This is a genomic window from Clostridium sp. AM42-4, from assembly GCF_003480105.1.
GTDB lineage: Bacteria > Bacillota > Clostridia > Lachnospirales > Lachnospiraceae > Brotaphodocola.
Genome location: NZ_QUIK01000025.1, coordinates 31,096 through 50,614 on the forward strand (window position 1 = coordinate 31,096; position 19,519 = coordinate 50,614).

Annotated in this window: 17 protein-coding genes; all 17 read left to right on the forward strand. The window is 50.5% G+C overall.

Features of this window, described 5'->3' with window-relative positions:
* Positions 1–371: 371 nt before the first annotated feature.
* The 17 genes from DW922_RS15540 to DW922_RS15620 all read left to right on the forward strand — a co-directional run bounded on the left by DW922_RS15540 (position 372) and on the right by DW922_RS15620 (position 19,473).
* Complete coding sequence (locus DW922_RS15540) at positions 372–1,151, forward strand: acyl-CoA dehydratase activase (RefSeq protein ID WP_118718683.1); 780 nt, start codon at positions 372–374, stop codon at positions 1,149–1,151.
* A gap of 169 nt (positions 1,152–1,320) precedes the next feature.
* Positions 1,321–2,556, forward strand: a complete 1,236-nt coding sequence (locus DW922_RS15545) for a 2-hydroxyacyl-CoA dehydratase family protein (RefSeq protein ID WP_118727049.1) — start codon at positions 1,321–1,323, stop codon at positions 2,554–2,556.
* A gap of 2 nt (positions 2,557–2,558) precedes the next feature.
* Positions 2,559–3,668: a 2-hydroxyacyl-CoA dehydratase family protein gene (locus DW922_RS15550; protein WP_118727050.1), complete on the forward strand. Its 1,110-nt coding sequence runs from the start codon at positions 2,559–2,561 to the stop codon at positions 3,666–3,668.
* A gap of 127 nt (positions 3,669–3,795) precedes the next feature.
* Positions 3,796–4,920 (forward strand): hypothetical protein, encoded by a 1,125-nt coding sequence (locus DW922_RS15555; protein ID WP_118727051.1) that lies wholly within the window; start codon positions 3,796–3,798, stop codon positions 4,918–4,920.
* Positions 4,921–4,962: 42 nt separating this feature from the next.
* A complete protein-coding gene (locus DW922_RS15560) occupies positions 4,963–6,207 on the forward strand; it encodes a CaiB/BaiF CoA-transferase family protein (RefSeq protein WP_118718687.1) in 1,245 nt (414 codons plus the stop codon).
* Between the two features lie 115 nt (positions 6,208–6,322).
* Entirely contained in the window at positions 6,323–7,939 is a 1,617-nt protein-coding gene (locus DW922_RS15565; protein WP_182436793.1) for an AMP-binding protein, read from the forward strand.
* 68 nt (positions 7,940–8,007) lie between these two features.
* Entirely contained in the window at positions 8,008–9,153 is a 1,146-nt protein-coding gene (locus DW922_RS15570; protein WP_118727052.1) for an acyl-CoA dehydrogenase family protein, read from the forward strand.
* A gap of 20 nt (positions 9,154–9,173) precedes the next feature.
* On the forward strand, positions 9,174–9,971 hold the full coding sequence (etfB, locus tag DW922_RS15575) for an electron transfer flavoprotein subunit beta (RefSeq protein WP_118541787.1): 798 nt from the start codon (positions 9,174–9,176) through the stop codon (positions 9,969–9,971).
* A gap of 29 nt (positions 9,972–10,000) precedes the next feature.
* A complete protein-coding gene (locus tag DW922_RS15580; RefSeq protein WP_118718689.1) occupies positions 10,001–11,023 on the forward strand; it encodes an electron transfer flavoprotein subunit alpha/FixB family protein in 1,023 nt (340 codons plus the stop codon).
* A gap of 154 nt (positions 11,024–11,177) precedes the next feature.
* On the forward strand, positions 11,178–12,182 hold the full coding sequence (locus DW922_RS15585; RefSeq protein ID WP_118718690.1) for an MBL fold metallo-hydrolase: 1,005 nt from the start codon (positions 11,178–11,180) through the stop codon (positions 12,180–12,182).
* Positions 12,183–12,249: 67 nt separating this feature from the next.
* Positions 12,250–14,208, forward strand: a complete 1,959-nt coding sequence (locus DW922_RS15590; RefSeq protein ID WP_118727053.1) for an ABC-F family ATP-binding cassette domain-containing protein — start codon at positions 12,250–12,252, stop codon at positions 14,206–14,208.
* Positions 14,205–14,975 (forward strand): hypothetical protein, encoded by a 771-nt coding sequence (locus DW922_RS15595; protein ID WP_118727054.1) that lies wholly within the window; start codon positions 14,205–14,207, stop codon positions 14,973–14,975. Before DW922_RS15590 ends, DW922_RS15595 begins: the two co-directional genes overlap by 4 nt.
* Before the next feature lie 98 nt (positions 14,976–15,073).
* Positions 15,074–15,682, forward strand: a complete 609-nt coding sequence (hisH, locus tag DW922_RS15600) for an imidazole glycerol phosphate synthase subunit HisH (RefSeq protein ID WP_118727055.1) — start codon at positions 15,074–15,076, stop codon at positions 15,680–15,682.
* Between the two features lie 25 nt (positions 15,683–15,707).
* The gene (gene hisF / locus DW922_RS15605) at positions 15,708–16,469 is read left to right on the forward strand and encodes an imidazole glycerol phosphate synthase subunit HisF (protein WP_118718694.1); all 762 of its coding nucleotides are present in this window, start codon (positions 15,708–15,710) and stop codon (positions 16,467–16,469) included.
* A gap of 170 nt (positions 16,470–16,639) precedes the next feature.
* Positions 16,640–17,326 carry a uracil-DNA glycosylase gene (locus DW922_RS15610; RefSeq protein WP_118718695.1) on the forward strand — a complete coding sequence of 229 codons (687 nt, stop codon included), beginning with the start codon at positions 16,640–16,642 and terminating at the stop codon, positions 17,324–17,326.
* 15 nt (positions 17,327–17,341) lie between these two features.
* Positions 17,342–18,175 (forward strand): undecaprenyl-diphosphate phosphatase, encoded by an 834-nt coding sequence (locus DW922_RS15615; RefSeq protein WP_118718696.1) that lies wholly within the window; start codon positions 17,342–17,344, stop codon positions 18,173–18,175.
* A gap of 11 nt (positions 18,176–18,186) precedes the next feature.
* The gene (locus DW922_RS15620; protein WP_118718697.1) at positions 18,187–19,473 is read left to right on the forward strand and encodes a DUF1576 domain-containing protein; all 1,287 of its coding nucleotides are present in this window, start codon (positions 18,187–18,189) and stop codon (positions 19,471–19,473) included.
* Positions 19,474–19,519 lie beyond the last annotated feature (46 nt).

Here is a 19,519-nt window from a genome sequence, read left to right on the forward strand (position 1 = left end):
TTTCGTACTTTTCCGGCAAAAACAGTACGGGAAGCATCTGTTTAAAAATAAACAATTTCTGCTTAAGTTATGTAAACTAAAGGCAAAGGGAAAAACTGGAGAAAAAAAGAAATTAGAGAAAAACAACAAAAAAACAGAAGAAACTATTTACATCTATTGATAAATTTGATAAGATAAGAGCATGAGTTAAGCCGTTTGTTGTCCAAAATAGGAAAAAGGACGACAAACTTTTTATGACGTTTATCTTGTATACTAGAATACCAAAAGTAAGCCACACAGGTGACGTCATTTTTATTTGCTCAAACTTGTTTAATTTTTAACAACTATAACACGCGAGCGGTAACATTTAAAATTTTGAAGAGGTGTCAGTTATGTATACACTGGGAATTGATATCGGATCCACAACCTCCAAGGCCGTCATCCTGAAGGATGGGGCAGAAATTGTGGCATCCTCGATCGTAGTAGCTACCGTTGGAACAGATGGTGTCAGCCAGGCACTCGACAATGTCATGAAGGAGAGTGGTCTTACACAGGCTGACATGGCCTGCACAGTGGCAACCGGCTATGGCCGCCAGACCTACGACGGTGCAGATTACCAGGTCAGTGAGCTGACCTGCCATGCCCTGGGTGTTCATTTTGTATGTCCGGGTGCAAGAACCGTCATTGATATCGGCGGTCAGGATGCTAAGGTCCTTTCTTTAAATGAAGAGGGACGCATGGTAAACTTCGTCATGAACGACAAATGTGCAGCAGGAACCGGACGTTTCCTCGATGTTATGGCAAATATCTTAAAGCTCGATATTTCCCAGCTGGAAACAGAGGCTGCAAAGGCTGTAAAGCCGGCCAGCATCTCCAGCACTTGTACCGTATTTGCGGAGTCTGAGGTTATTTCCCAGCTGGCGTCAGGAACGGACATCCCGGATCTGGTCGCAGGAATCTGCCAATCCGTGGCAACCAGGGTTGCTTCCCTGGCAAAGCGTGTGGGCGTCCGTGAGGAGGTCTGCATGAGCGGCGGTGTTGCACAGAATGGCGGAGTCAGAAATGCGATGGCCAAGGAGCTTGGCGTGGAGATCTACTACGACAAGCGTGCACAGGAGCTTGGAGCTCTTGGTGCAGCGATCTACGCATATGGGAAATCTGCCCAGGCATAAGTTATTTAAGAAAGCTTAACGCGTTCCTTTGCGGAGGAACGCGGGCTGATATACAGACCGGACAGGCGCCGCAAGACGCGCGGACGGCCAGAAGGCATTACCGGAAACGGCAATGCAAAAACCTATTTCAGGAAACAAAAACGAAAATGTATAAAGGAGGTTTTTCACAATGGCTGAAGAAGTAAAAAAGAGCAGACCGGCTCCAGATCCGAACTCGGCAAAGTATAAGCTGGGCCAGATCGCGGCAAAGGCTTACAGTGATGCAATGGAGGCCAAGAAACGCGGAGAGATGGTTGGCTGGTGCGCAAGTAACTTCCCGGTAGAGATCCCGGAAACACTCGGACTGTATGTCTGCTACCCGGAGAACCAGGCAGCCGGCATTGCAGCAAGAGGCGGCGGCGAGAGAATGTGTAACGAAGCAGAGGGCGATGGCTACTCCAACGATATCTGCGCATACGCACGTATCTCCCTTGCTTATGCAAAACTGAAATCCGCTCCTGAGCAGGATATGCCGATGCCGGACTTCGTACTTTGCTGCAACAACATCTGTAACTGTATGATCAAATGGTACGAAAACCTGGCAAAAGAGCTGAACATCCCAATGTTCATGATCGATATTCCGTTCAACCCGGATTACGAGGTATCCGATGCGGAGACCGAGTACATCAAGGCTCAGTTCTGGGATGTTATCCATGGTCTGGAAGCGTATACCGGCAAGAAATGGAGCGATGAGCGCTTCAAAGAGGTTATGGCTTCCTCCGGACGCGCAAGCCGCGCATGGATCGAGGCAACCTCCCAGGCAAAATATGTTCCATCTCCGTTTAACGGATTTGACCTGTTAAACCACATGGCAGTTATGGTTACCGCACGTGGTAAAGAAGAGGCAGGCGACGCTATGGAAACCCTGTTAAAAGAGTACAAAGAGAACCATGAAAAGGGCACTTCTACTTTCCGCGCAGAAGAGAAATACCGTATCATGTTCGAAGGTATTGCATGCTGGCCGTGGCTGCGTGTTACCTCTACCGGCTTAAAGAGCAGAGGCATCAACATGGTAACCACCATTTATGCTGACGCATTCGGCTTCATCTACGATGACTTTGACGGAATGTGCCGTGCATACGCAAACGTTCCGAACGCTATGAACCTGGAGCATTCCAGAGACAAACGTATTAAGCTCTGCAAAGAGAATCATGTTGAGGGACTGTTAGTACATACCAACCGCTCCTGCAAACTGTGGTCCGGATTCATGCCGGAGATGAGCCGTCAGATCGGTGAGGCATGTGGCATCCCGGTTGTTTCCTTCGATGGCGACCAGGCAGATCCGAGAAACTTCTCTGAGGCACAGTACGATACCCGTGTACAGGGCCTGACAGAGATCATGGAAGCAAATAAAGGAGGGAAATAGAGATGGCAGCAAAGGAATTATTAGCACAGCTTCATGAAGTTGCTGCAAATCCCAGAAAACAGCTTGACAAATATCTGGCTGAGGGAAAGAAAGTCGTTGCAGTAACCTATTATACACCGCAGGAGATCGTTCATTCCATGGGTCTGGTACCGATGGGTGTCTGGGGCGCAGACATGGAGATCAACGAGGCGAAAAAATATTATCCGGCATTCATCTGCTCCATTATGCAGACCATTCTGGAGTTAGGAATCAAGGGTGAGTACAAAGGTATTTCCGCTATCATCATTCCGTCTCTGTGTGACTCCTTAAAAACTCTGGGACAGAACTGGAAATATGCAGTAAAAGACATTCCGTTCATCCCGATGACTTATCCGCAGAACCGTAAACCGGACTTCGGTATTAAGTTCACCAAGGCTGGCTACGAGAGAGTCATCAACGACCTGACCGTTGCAACCGGAGCACAGTTCTCTGAGTTTGCACTGGCTGAGTCCATTAAGGTATACAACGAGCACAACGCAGCTATGAGAGCATTCTCTGAGGCAGCAGCAAATGCAGATATCACCGCAGCTGAGAGAAGCGATGTATTCAAGAGCGCATGGTTCATGCTTCCGGAGGAGCACACCGCGATCGTAAAAGAGCTGACTGCTGAGCTCTTAGCCGGCCCGAAGAGCACCCGCACCGCACGCGTTCTGGTAAGCGGTATTCTGGCAGATGCTCCTGGCCTGTTAAAGATCTTCGATGAGAACGGTATCCAGATCGTTGCAGATGATGTTGCAGACGAGACCAGACAGTACCGTACCGATACTCCGGAGATGGCAAATCCGGTCGATGCCCTTGCACAGAAATTCGCAAACATGGACAACTGCACACTGCTTTATGATAAAGAAAAGAAACGTGTGGATTACATTGTTGAGCAGGCAAAGGCACACAATGCAAAAGGCATCATCGTTCTGATGACCAAGTTCTGTGATCCGGAGGAGTTCGATTACGTTCCGATCAAGAGAGCATGTGAGAAAGCAGGTCTCATGAACTTAAATATCGAGGTTGACCGCCAGATGGTAAACTACGAGCAGGCAGCCACCATGATCCAGGCGTTCAAGGAGATGCTGTAACAAAATGTTGGCCGCGGGGCGGGCCGGAATCGTCCGCTTCGCGATATAAAAGAAACTGTGGGAACTATGTCAGGCGGGAAGCCTTTCATAGAACAGGATCTGCAGAAAAAAATAGGGGGAAGACATTATGATCAGTAAAGATAAAATGTCCGTAACAGTAGGTGTTGCATTTGTGTGGTTTACGACACAGTTCGGCGGCGGTTTTGCATCAGGCAACCAGCTTCGTCAGTATTTCGTACAGTTCGGAATCTGGGCATTCGTAACCTGCATTATGGCTCAGTTTCTTGGTGCTTTTTTCCAGTGGTATGCACTGAAATATGCAAAAAAGCATGAGGTATACGATTACAGAAGCTTTAACAACAGTTTTTACGGCAAGTACGCACCGATTTTTTCCAATCTGTATGAGCTGGTATATATTGTGACGATCTGCGTAGCTCCGGCAGCAGCATTCGCAACCGGCGTCAGCACTATGGAAAGTGCGTTTGGTATTAATCACTGGGTTGGAACGATCTTTGTAGGAATCTTTATTTTTGCGGTAGCTGTATATGGCACCAACGTAGTACGTAAAGTAGCTGCTACTTTATCGGTACTGATTGTTGCGGGACTGTTGATCGTTTATATTCCGAATATCATCGCACAGTGGGGTGATATTTCCGCAAACATTTCCGCGAGCATGGCAAATCCGGCACCGTTTGGCAAGGCACTGTGGATCGGCTTCGTATATGCAGCCTTCCAGCTGGCATCCATCGGTCTGTTAGTACAGCACGCAAAACCGTTCGCATCTCCGGATGACGCGAAGACCTCTATGCTTCAGGGCTTTTTCGTAAACGTACTGATCTGTCTGATGGCAGTTCTCGGTCTGATGGCAATCACAAATGATCCAGACTTCCCAACCTCCAGTATTCCGCTGCTGATCCTGGTAAATAAGGGCGTAGCACCGGGTGTCCTTCGTCCGATCATTTCCATCCTGATCGTACTTGGCTCCGTATCTACTGCAGTAAACATGATCGCAGGTATGTCAAACCGTGTATGTTCTTCTCTGGACAAAAACTTTGACCCGACTGCAAAACCGGGCGCAAAGGTTATCATTGTCACCCTGATCTGTACCGTAGTAGCATTCGGTATCGCACAGCTTGGCCTGAACAAGATCGTTGCAGTTGGCTATAAGTACCTTGGATACTTAACCATCCCGGTTATCATGATCCCGTATCTGGTACATATGGTAGCTACCAAGTTCGATACCAAAGATTGAGATTCTGGAACATTATAATTCAAAAAAGGAGTGTAACATAAAATGAGCAAACCATTGGAAGGTGTAAAAGTTATTGAGCTGGCAACCTTTATCGCTGCGGCAACCGCAGGCAGATTTATGGCTGACCTTGGAGCGGATGTTATTAAAATTGAGTCCGCAAAGGGTGATCCGTTAAGATATACCGCTCCGTCTGAGGGACGTCCGTTAGATATGTATGAGAATACAACCTGGGATCTGGAGAATGGCAATAAGAGATGTATCTCCCTGAACATGAAAACTCCGGAGGGCAAGGAGGCATTCTTCAAGCTGCTGGATTCCGCAGATGTCCTGATCACCAACTGGCGCGTACAGGCTCTTCAGAGAGCTGGTCTTGACTATGAAACCTTAAAGGAAAGATATCCGAAGCTGGTTTATGCAATCTGTACCGGTTATGGTGAGTATGGTCCGGATAAGGATCTTCCGGGATTTGACTTTACCGCATTCTTTGCAAGAGGTGGATACTTTGAGACTCTGCGTCAGAGAAGCGATGTTCCGTTTAACGGTGCACCTGGTGTCGGTGACCACAACGTAGGTATGAACCTGGTAGCCGGTATTCTGGCTGCATTATATCAGGCAAAGACCAAGGGTGTCGGTGAGAAGGTTGAGACCTCCCTGTTTGAGAGTGCTGTATACAACATGGGCATGATGGTTCAGGCATCCAACTATGAAGGTATTGCACAGCAGTATCCAATCAACATCCGCAATGGTGCTAACCCGTTCAACTCCGCATGGCATACTGCAGATGACCGTTATATTCAGACCTGTATGCCGGATTACAACACTTATTACAAGAAGTTCATTGCAGCAGTAGGCCGTGAGGATCTGGTAGAGAATGAGAATTACTTCCCGATCCTGACCTGTCAGGAAAAGGGTCTGACTACGGAAGTTTATGATATTGTTATGGAAGCTTTCGAAAAGAAGACCGCAGCAGAATGGAGAGAAATCCTGACTGCAGCAGATATTCCGTTCGCACTGTGCCAGAACTGGATCGAGATCCGTAACGATAAGCAGGCAGAAGCAAATCACTGCTTCTACGATATGACCTATTCTAATGGCAATACCAGAAGACTGGTTCGTACACCTGTTAAGTTTGAAAATATGGGTGTTCCGGATTACAGACGTGGACCGTTAATCGGTGAGCAGGGTGTTGATGTTCTGAAGGAAATCGGTTATAATGATGAGCAGATTGATGCACTGAAAGCAAACGGAACTCTTTATATCTGGGAAGATCCGAAAAAAGCAGAATAAGAAATAAAATGAGTAAGTGTTCCTTATCATCTGAATAAGGAAACAGGGCTGTACGGACTTCATAAGTCCGGCAGCCCTCTGTGCGGCAATGACTTGTATACAAGTTGGAGATATCATGGAACTGATGAAAAAAACAATCGGACAGTATCTGAAAGAACAGGCAGCTGTCATCGGAAGCCATACCGCAATGGAAATGTTTGGATGGAGCTGTGATTTTGCCCAGTTAGATGAAGTTTCCGGCCTGCTGGCAGGCCGGCTGGACAAAATGGGAGTCACCCGGGGAACCCATGTGGGGATCTGGAGTCTCAACAGCCCGAACTGGGTATTTACCTTCCTTGCACTGGTGAAGATCGGAGCTGTGCCTGTCCTGATCAATACCTGTTACCGGGATGAAGAACTGAAGGGCATTTTAAATTATTCCGATGTAGAATATGTGTTTTGCGGAATGGGATGTAAAGACATTGTTTACGACGATGTGATCGCCCGGATCCGGCAGGATACGCCAAAGGTAAAGCGTTTCCTTCATTTAGATGAGAGGGAAGCAGGCACCTGGATGAGCGTGGAAAGCTTTGGAAACAGGGAGCGTTCTGCTGAGACAAGAAGCCATATCCTGGAATTAGAGAGCCGGGTAAAACCGGAAGATGCAGCCTGCATGATCTTTACCTCCGGAACAACCTCGCTTCCTAAGGGAATTCTTTTAAGCCATGAGCAGCTGATCAATAACAGCCGCGCCATGGTAGAGGCGATGCACTGGGGAGCATCCGATAAAATGTGCATTACTGTCCCGCTCTTTCATTGCTTTGGCATAACAGCCGGGGTGATCGCCTGTATCACAGGAGGAATGGACATGTGCCTGATCCCGTATTTCAGGACGGCCCATGTATGGGATGCCATTGAAAAGTATGAATGCACCATCTTAAATGGTGTCCCCAGCATGTTTCTTGCATTGATCCGCAAACCGCAGTATGCACAGCGGAAGGCTCCGAAGCTGAAGTCGGGCATTATTGCCGGGTCACCGTGCACGCCGGAGGATTTTCTGGAGATCTGCAGGAGATTCCCGCATATGCATCTTCAGCCGTCATATGGCCAGACAGAGACATCGCCCTGTATTGCGATCGCAGACTGGGACGATCCAAACGAAGTCAAGGCAGTATCCGCCGGACATGTGATCGGGCATGTTGAGACCCGGATCATGGATCTGGACAGCGGTGCCCTGGTAGCAGACGGGCAAGATGGTGAGATTCAGGTGCGTGGCTATAATGTCATGATGGGCTATTACAATCTGCCGGAGGCCAATGCAAAGGTCTTCACGGAGGACGGCTGGCTCAGAACCGGAGATGTCGGTCATTTTGATGAAAGAAAAGAGCTTCATATCACCGGGCGCATCAAGGAGATGATCATCCGGGCCGGGGAAAATATTTCCCCGCGAGAGATCGAGCATGCGATCCGCCGGTATGAAGGCATCGCAGACGTTAAGGTGGTAGGCGTTCCGGCCCAGGTACTCCAGGAGGAGATCGCAGCATGTGTGATCGCCAGACCGGGAGCCCGGATAAACCAGGAACGGATGCTTTCCTATTTAAAGAATCGTCTGGCAGACTATAAGGTTCCGGCCTATGTATTCTGGTTCGATGCATTCCCAATGAATGCAAGCGGTAAAATTGATCTAAAGGAGCTGCGCCGGGAGGCGGCAGCGCGTGCGGCAAAGCAGCGGGAAGCCTGCGAGGCGCACTAACAGGTAAGCGTATTGCCGGAGAAATCCGGTTTTGATACATAACAACATAAAGGAGGAAATAGAGCAAGATGGCAGACGCATTTTTCACAGAGCAGCATGAGTTGGTCAGAAAGCTGGCAAGAGAATTTGCAGAGACAGAGCTGACAAAAGAAGTCCTCGATAAAGTCGAGGAGGAGGAGGTTTTCCCAGAGGAAATCCTCGACAAGATGGCAAAAGCCGGTTTCTTTGGAATTAAGGTTCCGAAACAGTACGGTGGACAGGGTGGAGATGCCCGTTCCTACGTTATCGTAATGGAAGAGATCGCGAGAGTATCCGGTGTCGCAAGTATCTATGTTTCCTCCCCGAACTCCCTTTCCGGCGGTCCGTTCCTTCTTTCTGGAAACGCTGAGCAGAAGGAGAAATATTTACGTCCGGTCGTAACCGGAGAAAAGAAAGTCTGCTTCGCACTGACAGAGCCGGGAGCTGGTTCTGACGCAGGCGGCATGCAGACCACTGCAGTAAAAGACGGTGATTACTACATCCTGAATGGCCGTAAGACCTTCATCACCATGGCACCTCTTGCTGACTGGGCTGTTGTATATGCAAAGACCGATATGAGCATGGGAACCAAGGGTATTTCCGCATTCATCGTAGACATGAAGCAGGAGGGTGTATCCTGTGGTAAGCCAGAGAAGAAGATGGGTGTTGTAGGCTGCGCAACCAGTGATATCATTCTGGAGAACGTACGCGTACATAAAGACAACCTGCTTGGCCAGGAGGGCAAGGGCTTCATCAATGCAATGAAGACTCTGGATACCGGACGTATGGGTGTTGCTGCCCAGTCTATCGGTGTTGCACAGGGCTGTCTCGACGAAGCAATCAAATACGCAAAAGAGAGAAAGCAGTTCGGCCGTCCGATCGCAAAATTCCAGGCAATCGCATTTATGCTGGCTGAGATGGCAACCAAGCTTGAGGCAGCCAAGAACCTGGTTTACAAGACTGCATGGCTGATCGATAATGGTCAGGATGCTTCCATGGCAGCTTCCATGGCAAAATTCTATGCATCTGAGGTCTGCAACGAGATCGCTGCAAAGACTGTTCAGATCCATGGTGGATATGGCTTCATCAAGGACTACAAGATTGAGCGTATGTTCCGTGACTGTCGTGTATTCACGATCTACGAAGGAACCAGCCAGGTACAGCAGATGGTAATTTCTGGTAAATTACTGAAGTAATTAGGAGGGAGCAGACCATAATGAAAATCTTAGTATGTGTAAAACAGGTGCCAGACACCACAGAAGTAAAGATTGATCCGGTTAAGGGAACCCTGATCCGTGAGGGTGTTCCGAGTATCTTAAACCCGGATGATGCAAATGCACTGGAGGCAGCTCTCCAGTTAAAGGATAAAGACCCGGAGGGAACCTCTGTTGCAGTCCTGACCATGGGACCGCCTCAGGCAACCTACATGCTGCGTGAGTGCCTGGCAATGGGCGCTGATGAAGCATATCTGTTAAGCGACCGTGTATTCGGTGGTGCAGATACCTGCGCAACCTCTACCACCATCGCAGCTGGTATCCGCAAGGTCAATGAGCTGGGCAAGGTTGACATCATCTTCGCTGGCCGTCAGGCAATCGATGGTGATACCGCTCAGGTTGGACCGCAGATCGGTCAGAGACTTGGTGTTCCGGTTGTTACCTATGTACAGGATTACAAAGTAGAAGGCGACAAGGTTATCGTACAGAGACAGCTTGAGGATGGCTACGAGGTCATCGAGGTTGGCATGCCGTGCCTGCTGACTGCAGTGAAAGAGTTAAATACCCCAAGATACATGAGCATTGGCGGTATCGTAGATGCTTACCAGAAAGAGATCACCGTATGGGATCACGTTGCAGTTGACCTGGATCCGGCAGACTGTGGACTGAAAGCTTCTCCTACCCGTGTATTCCGTTCCTTCACCCCGCCGCAGAAGGGCAAGGGCGAAATGCTTGAGGGCAGCATTCAGGAGATGGGTGCAAAGCTTGTAGGCAAACTGGTCGAGAAGCATTACATCTAAGCACAAGTGAAAGGAAAGGGTACGAAGAAATGGCAGACGTAAAGGATTTAAGCGCCTACAAAGGCGTATGGGTATTTGCAGAGCAGAGAGAAGGCAAGATCATGCCGGTAGTAATCGAGCTGCTCGGAGAGGGCCGCAAGCTGGCTGACGCAGTTGGATGTGAGCTGTGTGCCGTACTTCTTGGCGAAAACGTAGGAGGACTGACCGATGAGCTGTTTGCATATGGCGCAGATAAGGTTTATCTGGCAGATGATCCGGAATTAAAGGATTACCGTACCGACGCTTACAGCATTACCATTGGCAAGGCAATTGAGGAATACAAACCGGAGATCGTTCTGTTAGGTGCAACACATATCGGACGTGACCTTGGCCCGTGTCTGGCAGTTAACTGCAACACTGGTCTGACTGCAGACTGCACCAAGCTGGAGATCGACCCGACCGATAAGAAGATTCAGCAGACCCGTCCGGCATTCGGCGGAAACTTAATGGCAACCATCATCTGCCCGGATCACAGACCGCAGATGTCTACCGTACGTCCTGGCGTTATGGAGAAAGCACAGTACCAGGCAGGCCGTAAGGGTGAGGTTATAAAATTAAACGTTTCCTTTAAGGAAGGCGAGATCCGTACCAAGGTTCTGGAGATCGTTAAGAGCTTAAAAGAGACTGTTTCCCTGACCGACGCAAAGATCATCGTATCTGGCGGTATGGGACTTGGCAAGCCGGAGGGCTTTGACTTATTAAAGCAGCTGGCAGATAAGCTGGGCGGCGTAGTAGCAGCTTCCCGTGCAGCAGTAGATGCAGGCTGGATCGATCATTCCTACCAGGTAGGACAGACCGGTACCACCGTAAAACCGAAGGTATACTTTGCATGCGGTATTTCCGGAGCAATCCAGCACGTAGCAGGTATGCAGGACTCTGAGCTGATCGTTGCCATCAACACCAACGAGTCTGCTCCGATCTTCGAGATCGCAGACGTAGGTATTGTAGGAGATCTGTACAAAGTGATCCCGGCAATCATCGAAGAGCTGGACAAGGTAGAAGCAAAAGACTGATTTTAAAAGGAACCTTTATCAAAGGGGCGGGATGCGTTTGTGTCCCGCCCTTTGCTGCATAGAAAACGTGCCGGGTACGAAACTATGCTCTGGCGCGTTTTGTGCGCTGTAGTTTCGCGGCAGGCAGTTTATAAGACACTAGGAGGAAAACATCATGACTGGGGATGATATCAGGGAGGTACTGCCGGAGGTGTTCCGGATTCCGGTTCCTCTGGCAGGAAATCCTTTAAAGGAATTAAATTGTTATCTTTTCCGTGGAAGAAAGGAAGCCGGGGAGCGGAATCTTCTGGTAGACACGGGCTTTCGCACAGAGGGGTGTCGCCTTGCTGTGTTGGAAGGACTTGGGCTTTTAGGCGTTTCCATGGAGGATACCGACATTCTTCTGACGCATCTGCATGCAGACCACAGTGGAAATGTGGCAGATCTGACCGCTCCGGGAGGAAAGGTTTTTGTAAGCCGGATCGATCACCGCTATATGGATGGGAGCCTGCAGGGAAATAAAACTGCGCGTTTCCGGGAGCATGGGATCAGTGAGGATATGATCCAGGCAATGCTTGCCTGCACGCCGTCCCGGACGATGGCTGCCCCGCTTTCCTTTACCGGCTACACGCTTTTGGAGGATGGGGCCGTGCTTCCGGCCGGACGTTACCAGGTCCGGGCGGTCTGGACACCGGGACATACGCCGGGGCATCTGTGCTTTGAAATCTTAAATACCGGCGCCATGATCCTGGGAGACCATGTGCTGTTTGACATTACGCCGAACATTACAGACTGGGATGGTGTGGAGGATTCCCTGGGAGATTATTTAAAGAGCCTGGATAAGATCTACCCGTATGAGGTCTCCATTCCGCTTCCCTCGCACCGGGAAGCCGGCGATATGAAGCAGCGCATTCTGGCGCTCAAGGCACACCATGAGCGGAGACTGGCGGAATGCTTACAGATCGTAAAAGCACTGCAGAGTGAGCCGGGCGTGAGACCCTGCCTGTACGAGATCACAGGCAGGATGCACTGGAAAATCCGCAGCAAAGGCTGGGATGACTTTCCTGCGGCACAGCGCTGGTTTGCGCTGGGAGAATGTCTGGCGCATCTGGACCATCTGAAGGCAGAAGGCAAGGTCCGTCCGGTAGAGGATGAACAGGGAATATGCTATAGAGCGTGAGATTTTTCTTTTAAAAGCTTCTTTTTTTTGTTACACTGTTAGCAGTGACAGAGAAAAGAGGCTTTTTATGTTATATCAGATTACAGATGGAACGGTCCGTGCGGGAGGAAATGTAATTCTTTCCCATGTGAACTTTGAGATAAAGGGCAATGAAAAAATCGCCCTGGTGGGCCAGAACGGTGCAGGAAAGACAACACTTTTAAGACTGATCGCAGGTGAATTGCATCTGGAGCGGGACGATAAACGCCAGGGGGCCGGGATCAGCCAGTCGCGGCAGTTAACGGTGGGCATGCTGCGCCAGCAGGCGTTTTCAGACCGGGAACAGACCGTGGAGGAGATCCTTCTGGCAGCGTGCCCGTTCCGGGATACCTATGCGAGGGAGCGGTTTGAATATGAGCAGGAATATGACCGGATCTTTACCAGATTTGGTTTTCACCGGACGGACAAGACAAGGAAGATCGGTTCCTTTTCCGGTGGCGAGCAGACGAAGATCGCGTTGATCCGCCTGCTTTTGGAGAAGCCGGATATCCTGTTGTTAGATGAGCCGACCAACCATCTGGATATCGAAACGATCCAGTGGCTGGAGCAGTATTTGAAGCGGTATGAGCATGCCGTGGTGATGGTCTCCCATGACCGCTTCTTTTTGGACCAGGTGGCGGAGACAGTCGTGGAGGTGTCCGGCGGAATGCTGACCCGGTATGCAGGCAATTACAGCCAGTACCGGGAAGAAAAAAGAAAGCGCACTGAGCGGCAGCGAAAGGCTTGGGAGCGGCAACAGGAGGAGGAAGCGCGGTTAAATGGCGTGATCGAGCGCTTCCGTCATAAGCCAACGAAGGCGTCCTTTGCCCGGGCCAAAAAAAAGCAGCTGGAGCGTATGGAACGGGTGGAGCGCCCGGCAGAGGATGAGGTACATCTGTTTCCGGGAAATATCGAGCCGCTGGTTTTAGGAAGCAAGTGGGTCTTCGAGGCGGAACATTTAAAGATTGGCTATGACCGGCCGCTTCTGGAAATCTCCCTGCGGATCCGGCGCGGACAAAAGATCGGGCTGCTTGGTGCCAATGGTGCCGGAAAGAGCACTTTTTTAAAGACGGTTGCCGGCCTTTTGCCGCCGTTTCGGGAAAAGGACCGTTCGGTGGAGCGCCGGTGTGTGTTGGGAAACCACATCACCATCGGGTATTTTGACCAGCATTCCGCACAGATCCAGTCGGAAAAGTCTGTGGCGGAGCATTTTCATGACTTATTCCCGTCGATGACAGAGAAAGAGGTGCGCAGTGTGCTGGGTGCGTATCTATTTCGGGGAAAGCAGGCATCCAGACGGGTGAGTGACCTGTCTGGCGGGGAAAAGGCCAGACTTGTGCTGGCGGAGCTTTTACAGAGCCGTCCGAATTTTCTGATCCTGGATGAGCCGACAAACCACATGGATGTGCAGGCGAAGGAAACGCTGGAATCGGCATTTAGGGCCTACACAGGAACGATCCTGTTTGTGTCCCACGACCGGTACTTTATCCGTCAGGTGGCAGAGAGCGTCCTGATCTTTTCGGAGGATGGGCCGATGTACTATCCGTTTGGCTACGAGCATTATCTGGAAAAGCAGCGTAAGGCCGAGGCGTACGGGGAGGAGCTTTCGGCCCAGGTGAAGGCTGAGGATGCAGCCCTGATCGAGGGAATGCGGGCCGTGCCGAAGGCGGAACGCCACCGGCTGCGGGAATTTTCCACAGAGGAGATCTACGCAGACTGGAAGCTCCGTCTGGTGATGGAAAAGCTGGAGCCGGAGGAGAAGCGGTATGCGCAGCTGGAGGAAGCGTACCAGGGATTTCTTGCAGAGTGGAGACAGTCGGCAGAATATTGGGCTCTTGCTCTGGCAGAGAAGGAAGCTCTTGTACAGGAGAACATGAACTTGCAATGCCAGCAGGAGTTTCCGGAGTATCTGGTGTCAGCTAAAACGGCAATGGATGAGGCCTGGGAGCGCTGGCATGAACAGTGCATGGAATGGTATGACGTATACGAGGAGGAATATTTATCATGAATACAGCAGAATTTAGTACGCGCCTTTCGGGCTGTCAGAAGCTTTTAGTCGGCCTGGGCGAGGAGTGGAAATGGAAACGTGGTGACAAGGAACAGGAGGAGCGCCTTCGGGCGGCTTACTGGAATCTTTATGAGCTGGTGAAGGACAAGGATTATTTTATCATCACCATGGCAACTGATGCGCTGATCTTTGATACTGCGCTTGGCAGTGAGACAGAAACCGCAGTGACAGAAGAAATCCATATGGAGGAGATTTCCTGCCCATCAGCAGATGATAAGACCCAGGCACTCATGGACCGTATCTTCCCGGTCAAGGAAAAGCCGAAGGATAAGCGGGTGCAGCGGATCGTGGCGCCGTGTGGCAACGAAACCTGGAAGCAGTGCTCTGCCGGGTGCACAAAGGATATCTGGGAGCCGGATGAGATCCCGTCCGGCATCTGTCCGCACTGCGGGGCACCGCTTACAGGAAATACCATCGAGGCACACCCGTATATCGAAGAAGGCTATCTGCCGCAGTGGAACCGCTATACCCGGTGGCTGACGGAAACCTTCAATAAGGACCTGGTGATCCTGGAGCTGGGCGTGGGCTTTGCGAATCCGGGCGTGATCCGTTTCCCGTTTGAGAAGACTGCATTTTTTAACCAGGGCTCCTTCTTTTTGCGGGTGAACCAGACCTTTCCGCAGACAACCGAAGAACTGAAGGAACGTGCAGCCGGTGTTCACCAAAATTCGGTAGACTGGATACTGAAAAATGATTATAATGTATAAATAAAATCCTGTAGCCGCAAGGCAAGGCTGCGAGAGGAGAAAGGTTCCTGCCCGGATTTGCGGACGGGAACAGACCAATACTGCATGGAGGAAGACCGATGATAGCGATTATTGACTACGATGCCGGAAATATACGAAGTGTGGAAAAAGCGCTGTTTGCCCTTGGGGAGCAGCCGGTTGTAACAAGAAAAAAGGAAGAAATCCTTGCAGCGGACAAGCTGATCCTTCCGGGAGTTGGCGCATTTGGTGATGCGATGGAGCGCCTGCACCAGTACGGACTGGTGGATGTGATCCGGGAGGCGGTAAAGGATAAGGGCATCCCGATCCTGGGAATCTGTCTGGGACTGCAGCTTATGTTTGAGCGCAGCGATGAAAGCGATGGTGTGGAAGGCCTTGGACTTTTAAAGGGTGAGATCCTGAAGATTCCGGACAGCCCGGGCCTTAAGATTCCGCATATGGGCTGGAATTCCTTAAAAATCAAGCCGGACACCTGCCTGTTTGCCCAGATCCCGGATGGTGCCTATGTGTATTTTGTCCATTCCTACTACCTGAAGGCAGAGGACCCGGATATTGTGGCAGCTACCACGGAGTACAGTACCCACATTCATGCGGCGGTGGAGCAGGGGAATATCTTTGCCTGCCAGTTCCATCCGGAAAAGAGCAGTGAGGTGGGCCTTCAGATCCTGAAAAATTTCATCAGCCTGTAACGAATAAGGCAGTTAGGGGACGTATATGTTTACAAAGAGAATCATTCCCTGCCTGGATGTTCATAATGGGCGGGTGGTAAAAGGCGTTAATTTTGTGAATCTGCGTGACGCCGGGGACCCGGTGGAGATCGCGGCCGCCTACGATAAGGCCGGTGCAGATGAACTGGTATTCTTAGATATCACAGCATCCTCAGATGCCAGGGAGACGGTGGTGGATATGGTCCGCCGGGTAGCGGAAACTGTATTTATTCCGTTCACTGTGGGCGGAGGAATCCGCACCGTGGAGGATTTCAGACGCCTTCTGAGGGAAGGTGCAGATAAGATTTCCATTAACTCCTCCGCAATCAATACCCCAAGGCTGATCAGCGATGCAGCGGACAAATTCGGCCGCCAGTGTGTGGTAGTAGCCATTGACGCGAGACGCAGGGCAGATGGCAGCGGCTGGAATGTCTACAAAAACGGAGGACGGATCGATACCGGGCTGGATGCGGTAGAGTGGGCCATGAAGGCAGATGCCTTAGGTGCTGGGGAAATCCTTCTTACCAGCATGGACTGCGACGGCACCAAGGCTGGCTACGACAATGAGCTGACTGCCATGATCGCTGAAAACGTGTCGGTTCCGGTCATTGCTTCCGGCGGTGCGGGAACAAAGGAGCATTTCTACGATGCCCTGACGAAGGGCAAGGCAGATGCAGCTCTGGCGGCATCCCTGTTCCATTATAAAGAGCTGGAGATCCGTGATCTGAAGGAGTATCTGCGGGAGCGCGGAATTTCCGTGCGGTTATAGCGGCTGCTTAGATGTCTGGCAGTGCCGGAAAATGGAATGCCGGTGCGCCGGAATTTTAGCGGCACCAGAAAAAACAGAGAGGAAAAAACTGCTACCTTGGAAGGCAGGGAGAAATATCGAAGTTACTGTACGCATGTACAGTAACACATCGGAAATTGGAGGATGGAAAAATGGGTGCCATTGCAAATGACTGGCTTGCCCCGCTGAGCGGGGAATTTAAAAAGCCATATTACAAGAAGCTGTATGAGACAGTAAAACATGAATACGAGACCAGACAGGTCTTCCCGGATCCAAACGATATTTTCAATGCGTTTGAGTTTACACCACTTTCGGAGGTGAAGGTGGTGATCTTAGGGCAGGATCCATACCACAATGTGGGGCAGGCGCATGGCCTTTGCTTTTCCGTGAAGCCGGATGTGGAGATCCCGCCGTCCCTGGTCAACATCTACCAGGAGCTGCACGATGACCTGGGCTGCTACATACCGAACAATGGTTATCTGGTAAAGTGGGCGAAGCAGGGCGTGATGATGTTAAACACCGTGCTGACTGTGCGGGCGCATGCGGCGAATTCCCACCATGGGATCGGCTGGGAAGAATTCACGGATGCAGCGATCAAAATCTTAAATGAGCAGGACCGGCCGATCGTCTTTATTCTTTGGGGGCGTCCGGCGCAGGCGAAAAAGGCGATGCTGAACAATCCGAAGCATCTGATCTTAGAGGCACCGCATCCGAGCCCGCTTTCTGCGTACCGGGGATTTTTTGGCAGCAGGCCATTCAGCAAGACCAATGCATTTTTGGAGGAGCATGGCCTTAGCCCGATCGACTGGCAGATCGAAAATGTGGAGAAAGACAAATAGAAATGAGGCAGAAATATGGATTTTATTGAATTTTTAAAGGTTCTGGTGCTTGGCATCGTGGAAGGCTTTACCGAATGGCTTCCGATCAGCAGCACCGGTCATATGATCCTGGTGGATGAGATCATCCATTTAAATGTAACCGACGCATTTATGTCCATGTTCCGGGTGGTGATCCAGTTAGGTGCCATTCTGGCGGTTGTTGTGCTGTATTTCCGGAGACTGAATCCATTTGATCCGGGAAAGAGCCGGGCGCAGAAGGTGGGAACTGTACGACTCTGGCTGAAGATCATTGTAGCCTGTGTACCAGCGGCGGTGTTTGGACTTTTGCTGGATGACTGGATGGATGCCCACCTTTATAACGGCTATGTGGTAGCGGCGACGCTGATCATCTATGGTGTGCTGTTTATCATTCTGGAGAACCATAACCAGTATACAGATTTCCCAATCCAGCGCACGGGACAGATCTCTTACAAAACAGCATTGCTGATAGGCCTGTTCCAGGTGCTTTCCCTGGTACCGGGCACTTCCCGCTCAGGATCCACCATCCTTGGTGCCATGATCCTTGGCTGCTCCCGCAGTGCGGCAGCAGAGTTTTCCTTCTTCTTAGGAATCCCGGTCATGTTCGGGGCAAGTCTGTTAAAGCTGGTGAAGTTTGGCTTCCACTTTACCGGGCTGGAGCTGTTTTACCTGATTGCCGGTATGGTGATCGCCTTTGTGGTATCGGTGTATTCCATCAAATTCCTGATGGGCTACATCAGAAAAAACAACTTTAAGGTATTTGGTTATTACCGGATCGTACTGGGCGTCATCGTGCTGTTCTATTTCGGGGTAACTGCATTTCTTGGATAATGGAGGAATTGATGAACCGATTTGGAATACAGAGACCACTTTCAAAAAACAAATGCTTTTTGATCCTGTCCCTGCTTCCGGTTTATTTTATTGTGGCCGGATTATTTATGCAGCCGATAGACGGAATTTTTCACGGGATCGTGGAAATCATACGGGAACCGGACTTTCTGATCACAGACTACTTTGTGATCGGTGGTGTCGGTGCGGCTTTTATCAACGCGGGTGTCCTGACACTGATCTGCATCGGTATCATGTATGCCCTGGATATGAACTTTGACGGACATACGATCACATCGACCTGTCTGATGTTTGGATTCTCCCTGTTTGGGAAAAACCTATTGAACATCTGGATGATCCTGCTTGGAGTATTTCTTTATGCGAAATACCATAAGACCACGGTGAAGCGTTACCTGTATGTGGGCTTTTATGGGACGAGCCTCTCACCGATCGTGAGCCAGGTCATGCATATCGTGAACCTGCCGCTTCCGCTCAGACTGCTGCTCTGTGCGGCAACAGGGATCATCATTGGCTTTGTGCTACCGCCTCTCAGTACCCATGTCCATTATTCCCATAAAGGTTATTCCCTTTATAATGTGGGATTTGCGGGCGGCATCATCGCGACAGTCATCGTGTCTATCCTGAAATCATTTGGCGTGACCATTGAATCGCGCCTGATCTGGTTTACCGGGCAGAACCAGACCTTTATCCTTCTGCTGTCCATTCTGTTCGGAACCATGATCGCCTACGGCATTTTGACGGATCCGATGGCACTGGAGGATTATCGCAGCATCCTGCGGTCCTATGGCCTGGGCGGTACGGATTATTATAAGTCGGAGGGCGGCGCGGCTGTCATGATTAATATGGGCGTGAACGGCCTGGCTGCCATGCTGTTTGTCGTTATGGTCGGCGGGGACTTAAACGGCCCGACAATCGGCGGAATCTTTACCGTCGTGGGCTTCAGTGCCACCGGTAAGCATCTGCGCAACATCCTGCCGGTCATGGCAGGTGTGCTGATCGCCAGCGAGGCGAAAAGCTGGAGCATCACGGATCCGTCCGCGATCCTGGCACTGCTGTTATCTACGACCCTGGCACCGATTGCCGGTGAGTTTGGAATCATTGCCGGTGTGATCGCAGGATTTTTACATTCCTCCGTAGCACTGAATGTGGGAATCGTATATGGAGGTATGAATCTTTATAACAACGGATTCGCAGGCGGCCTTGTGGCTATGTTCCTGGTTCCGGTGATTCAGTCCATCCGCGACAGACGGGCAAGAGCACGCGGCGGATTATCGCTGTAACAATAAAAATTTATTTCACTTTAATAGGGCCGTGTGAGTTGCCTTT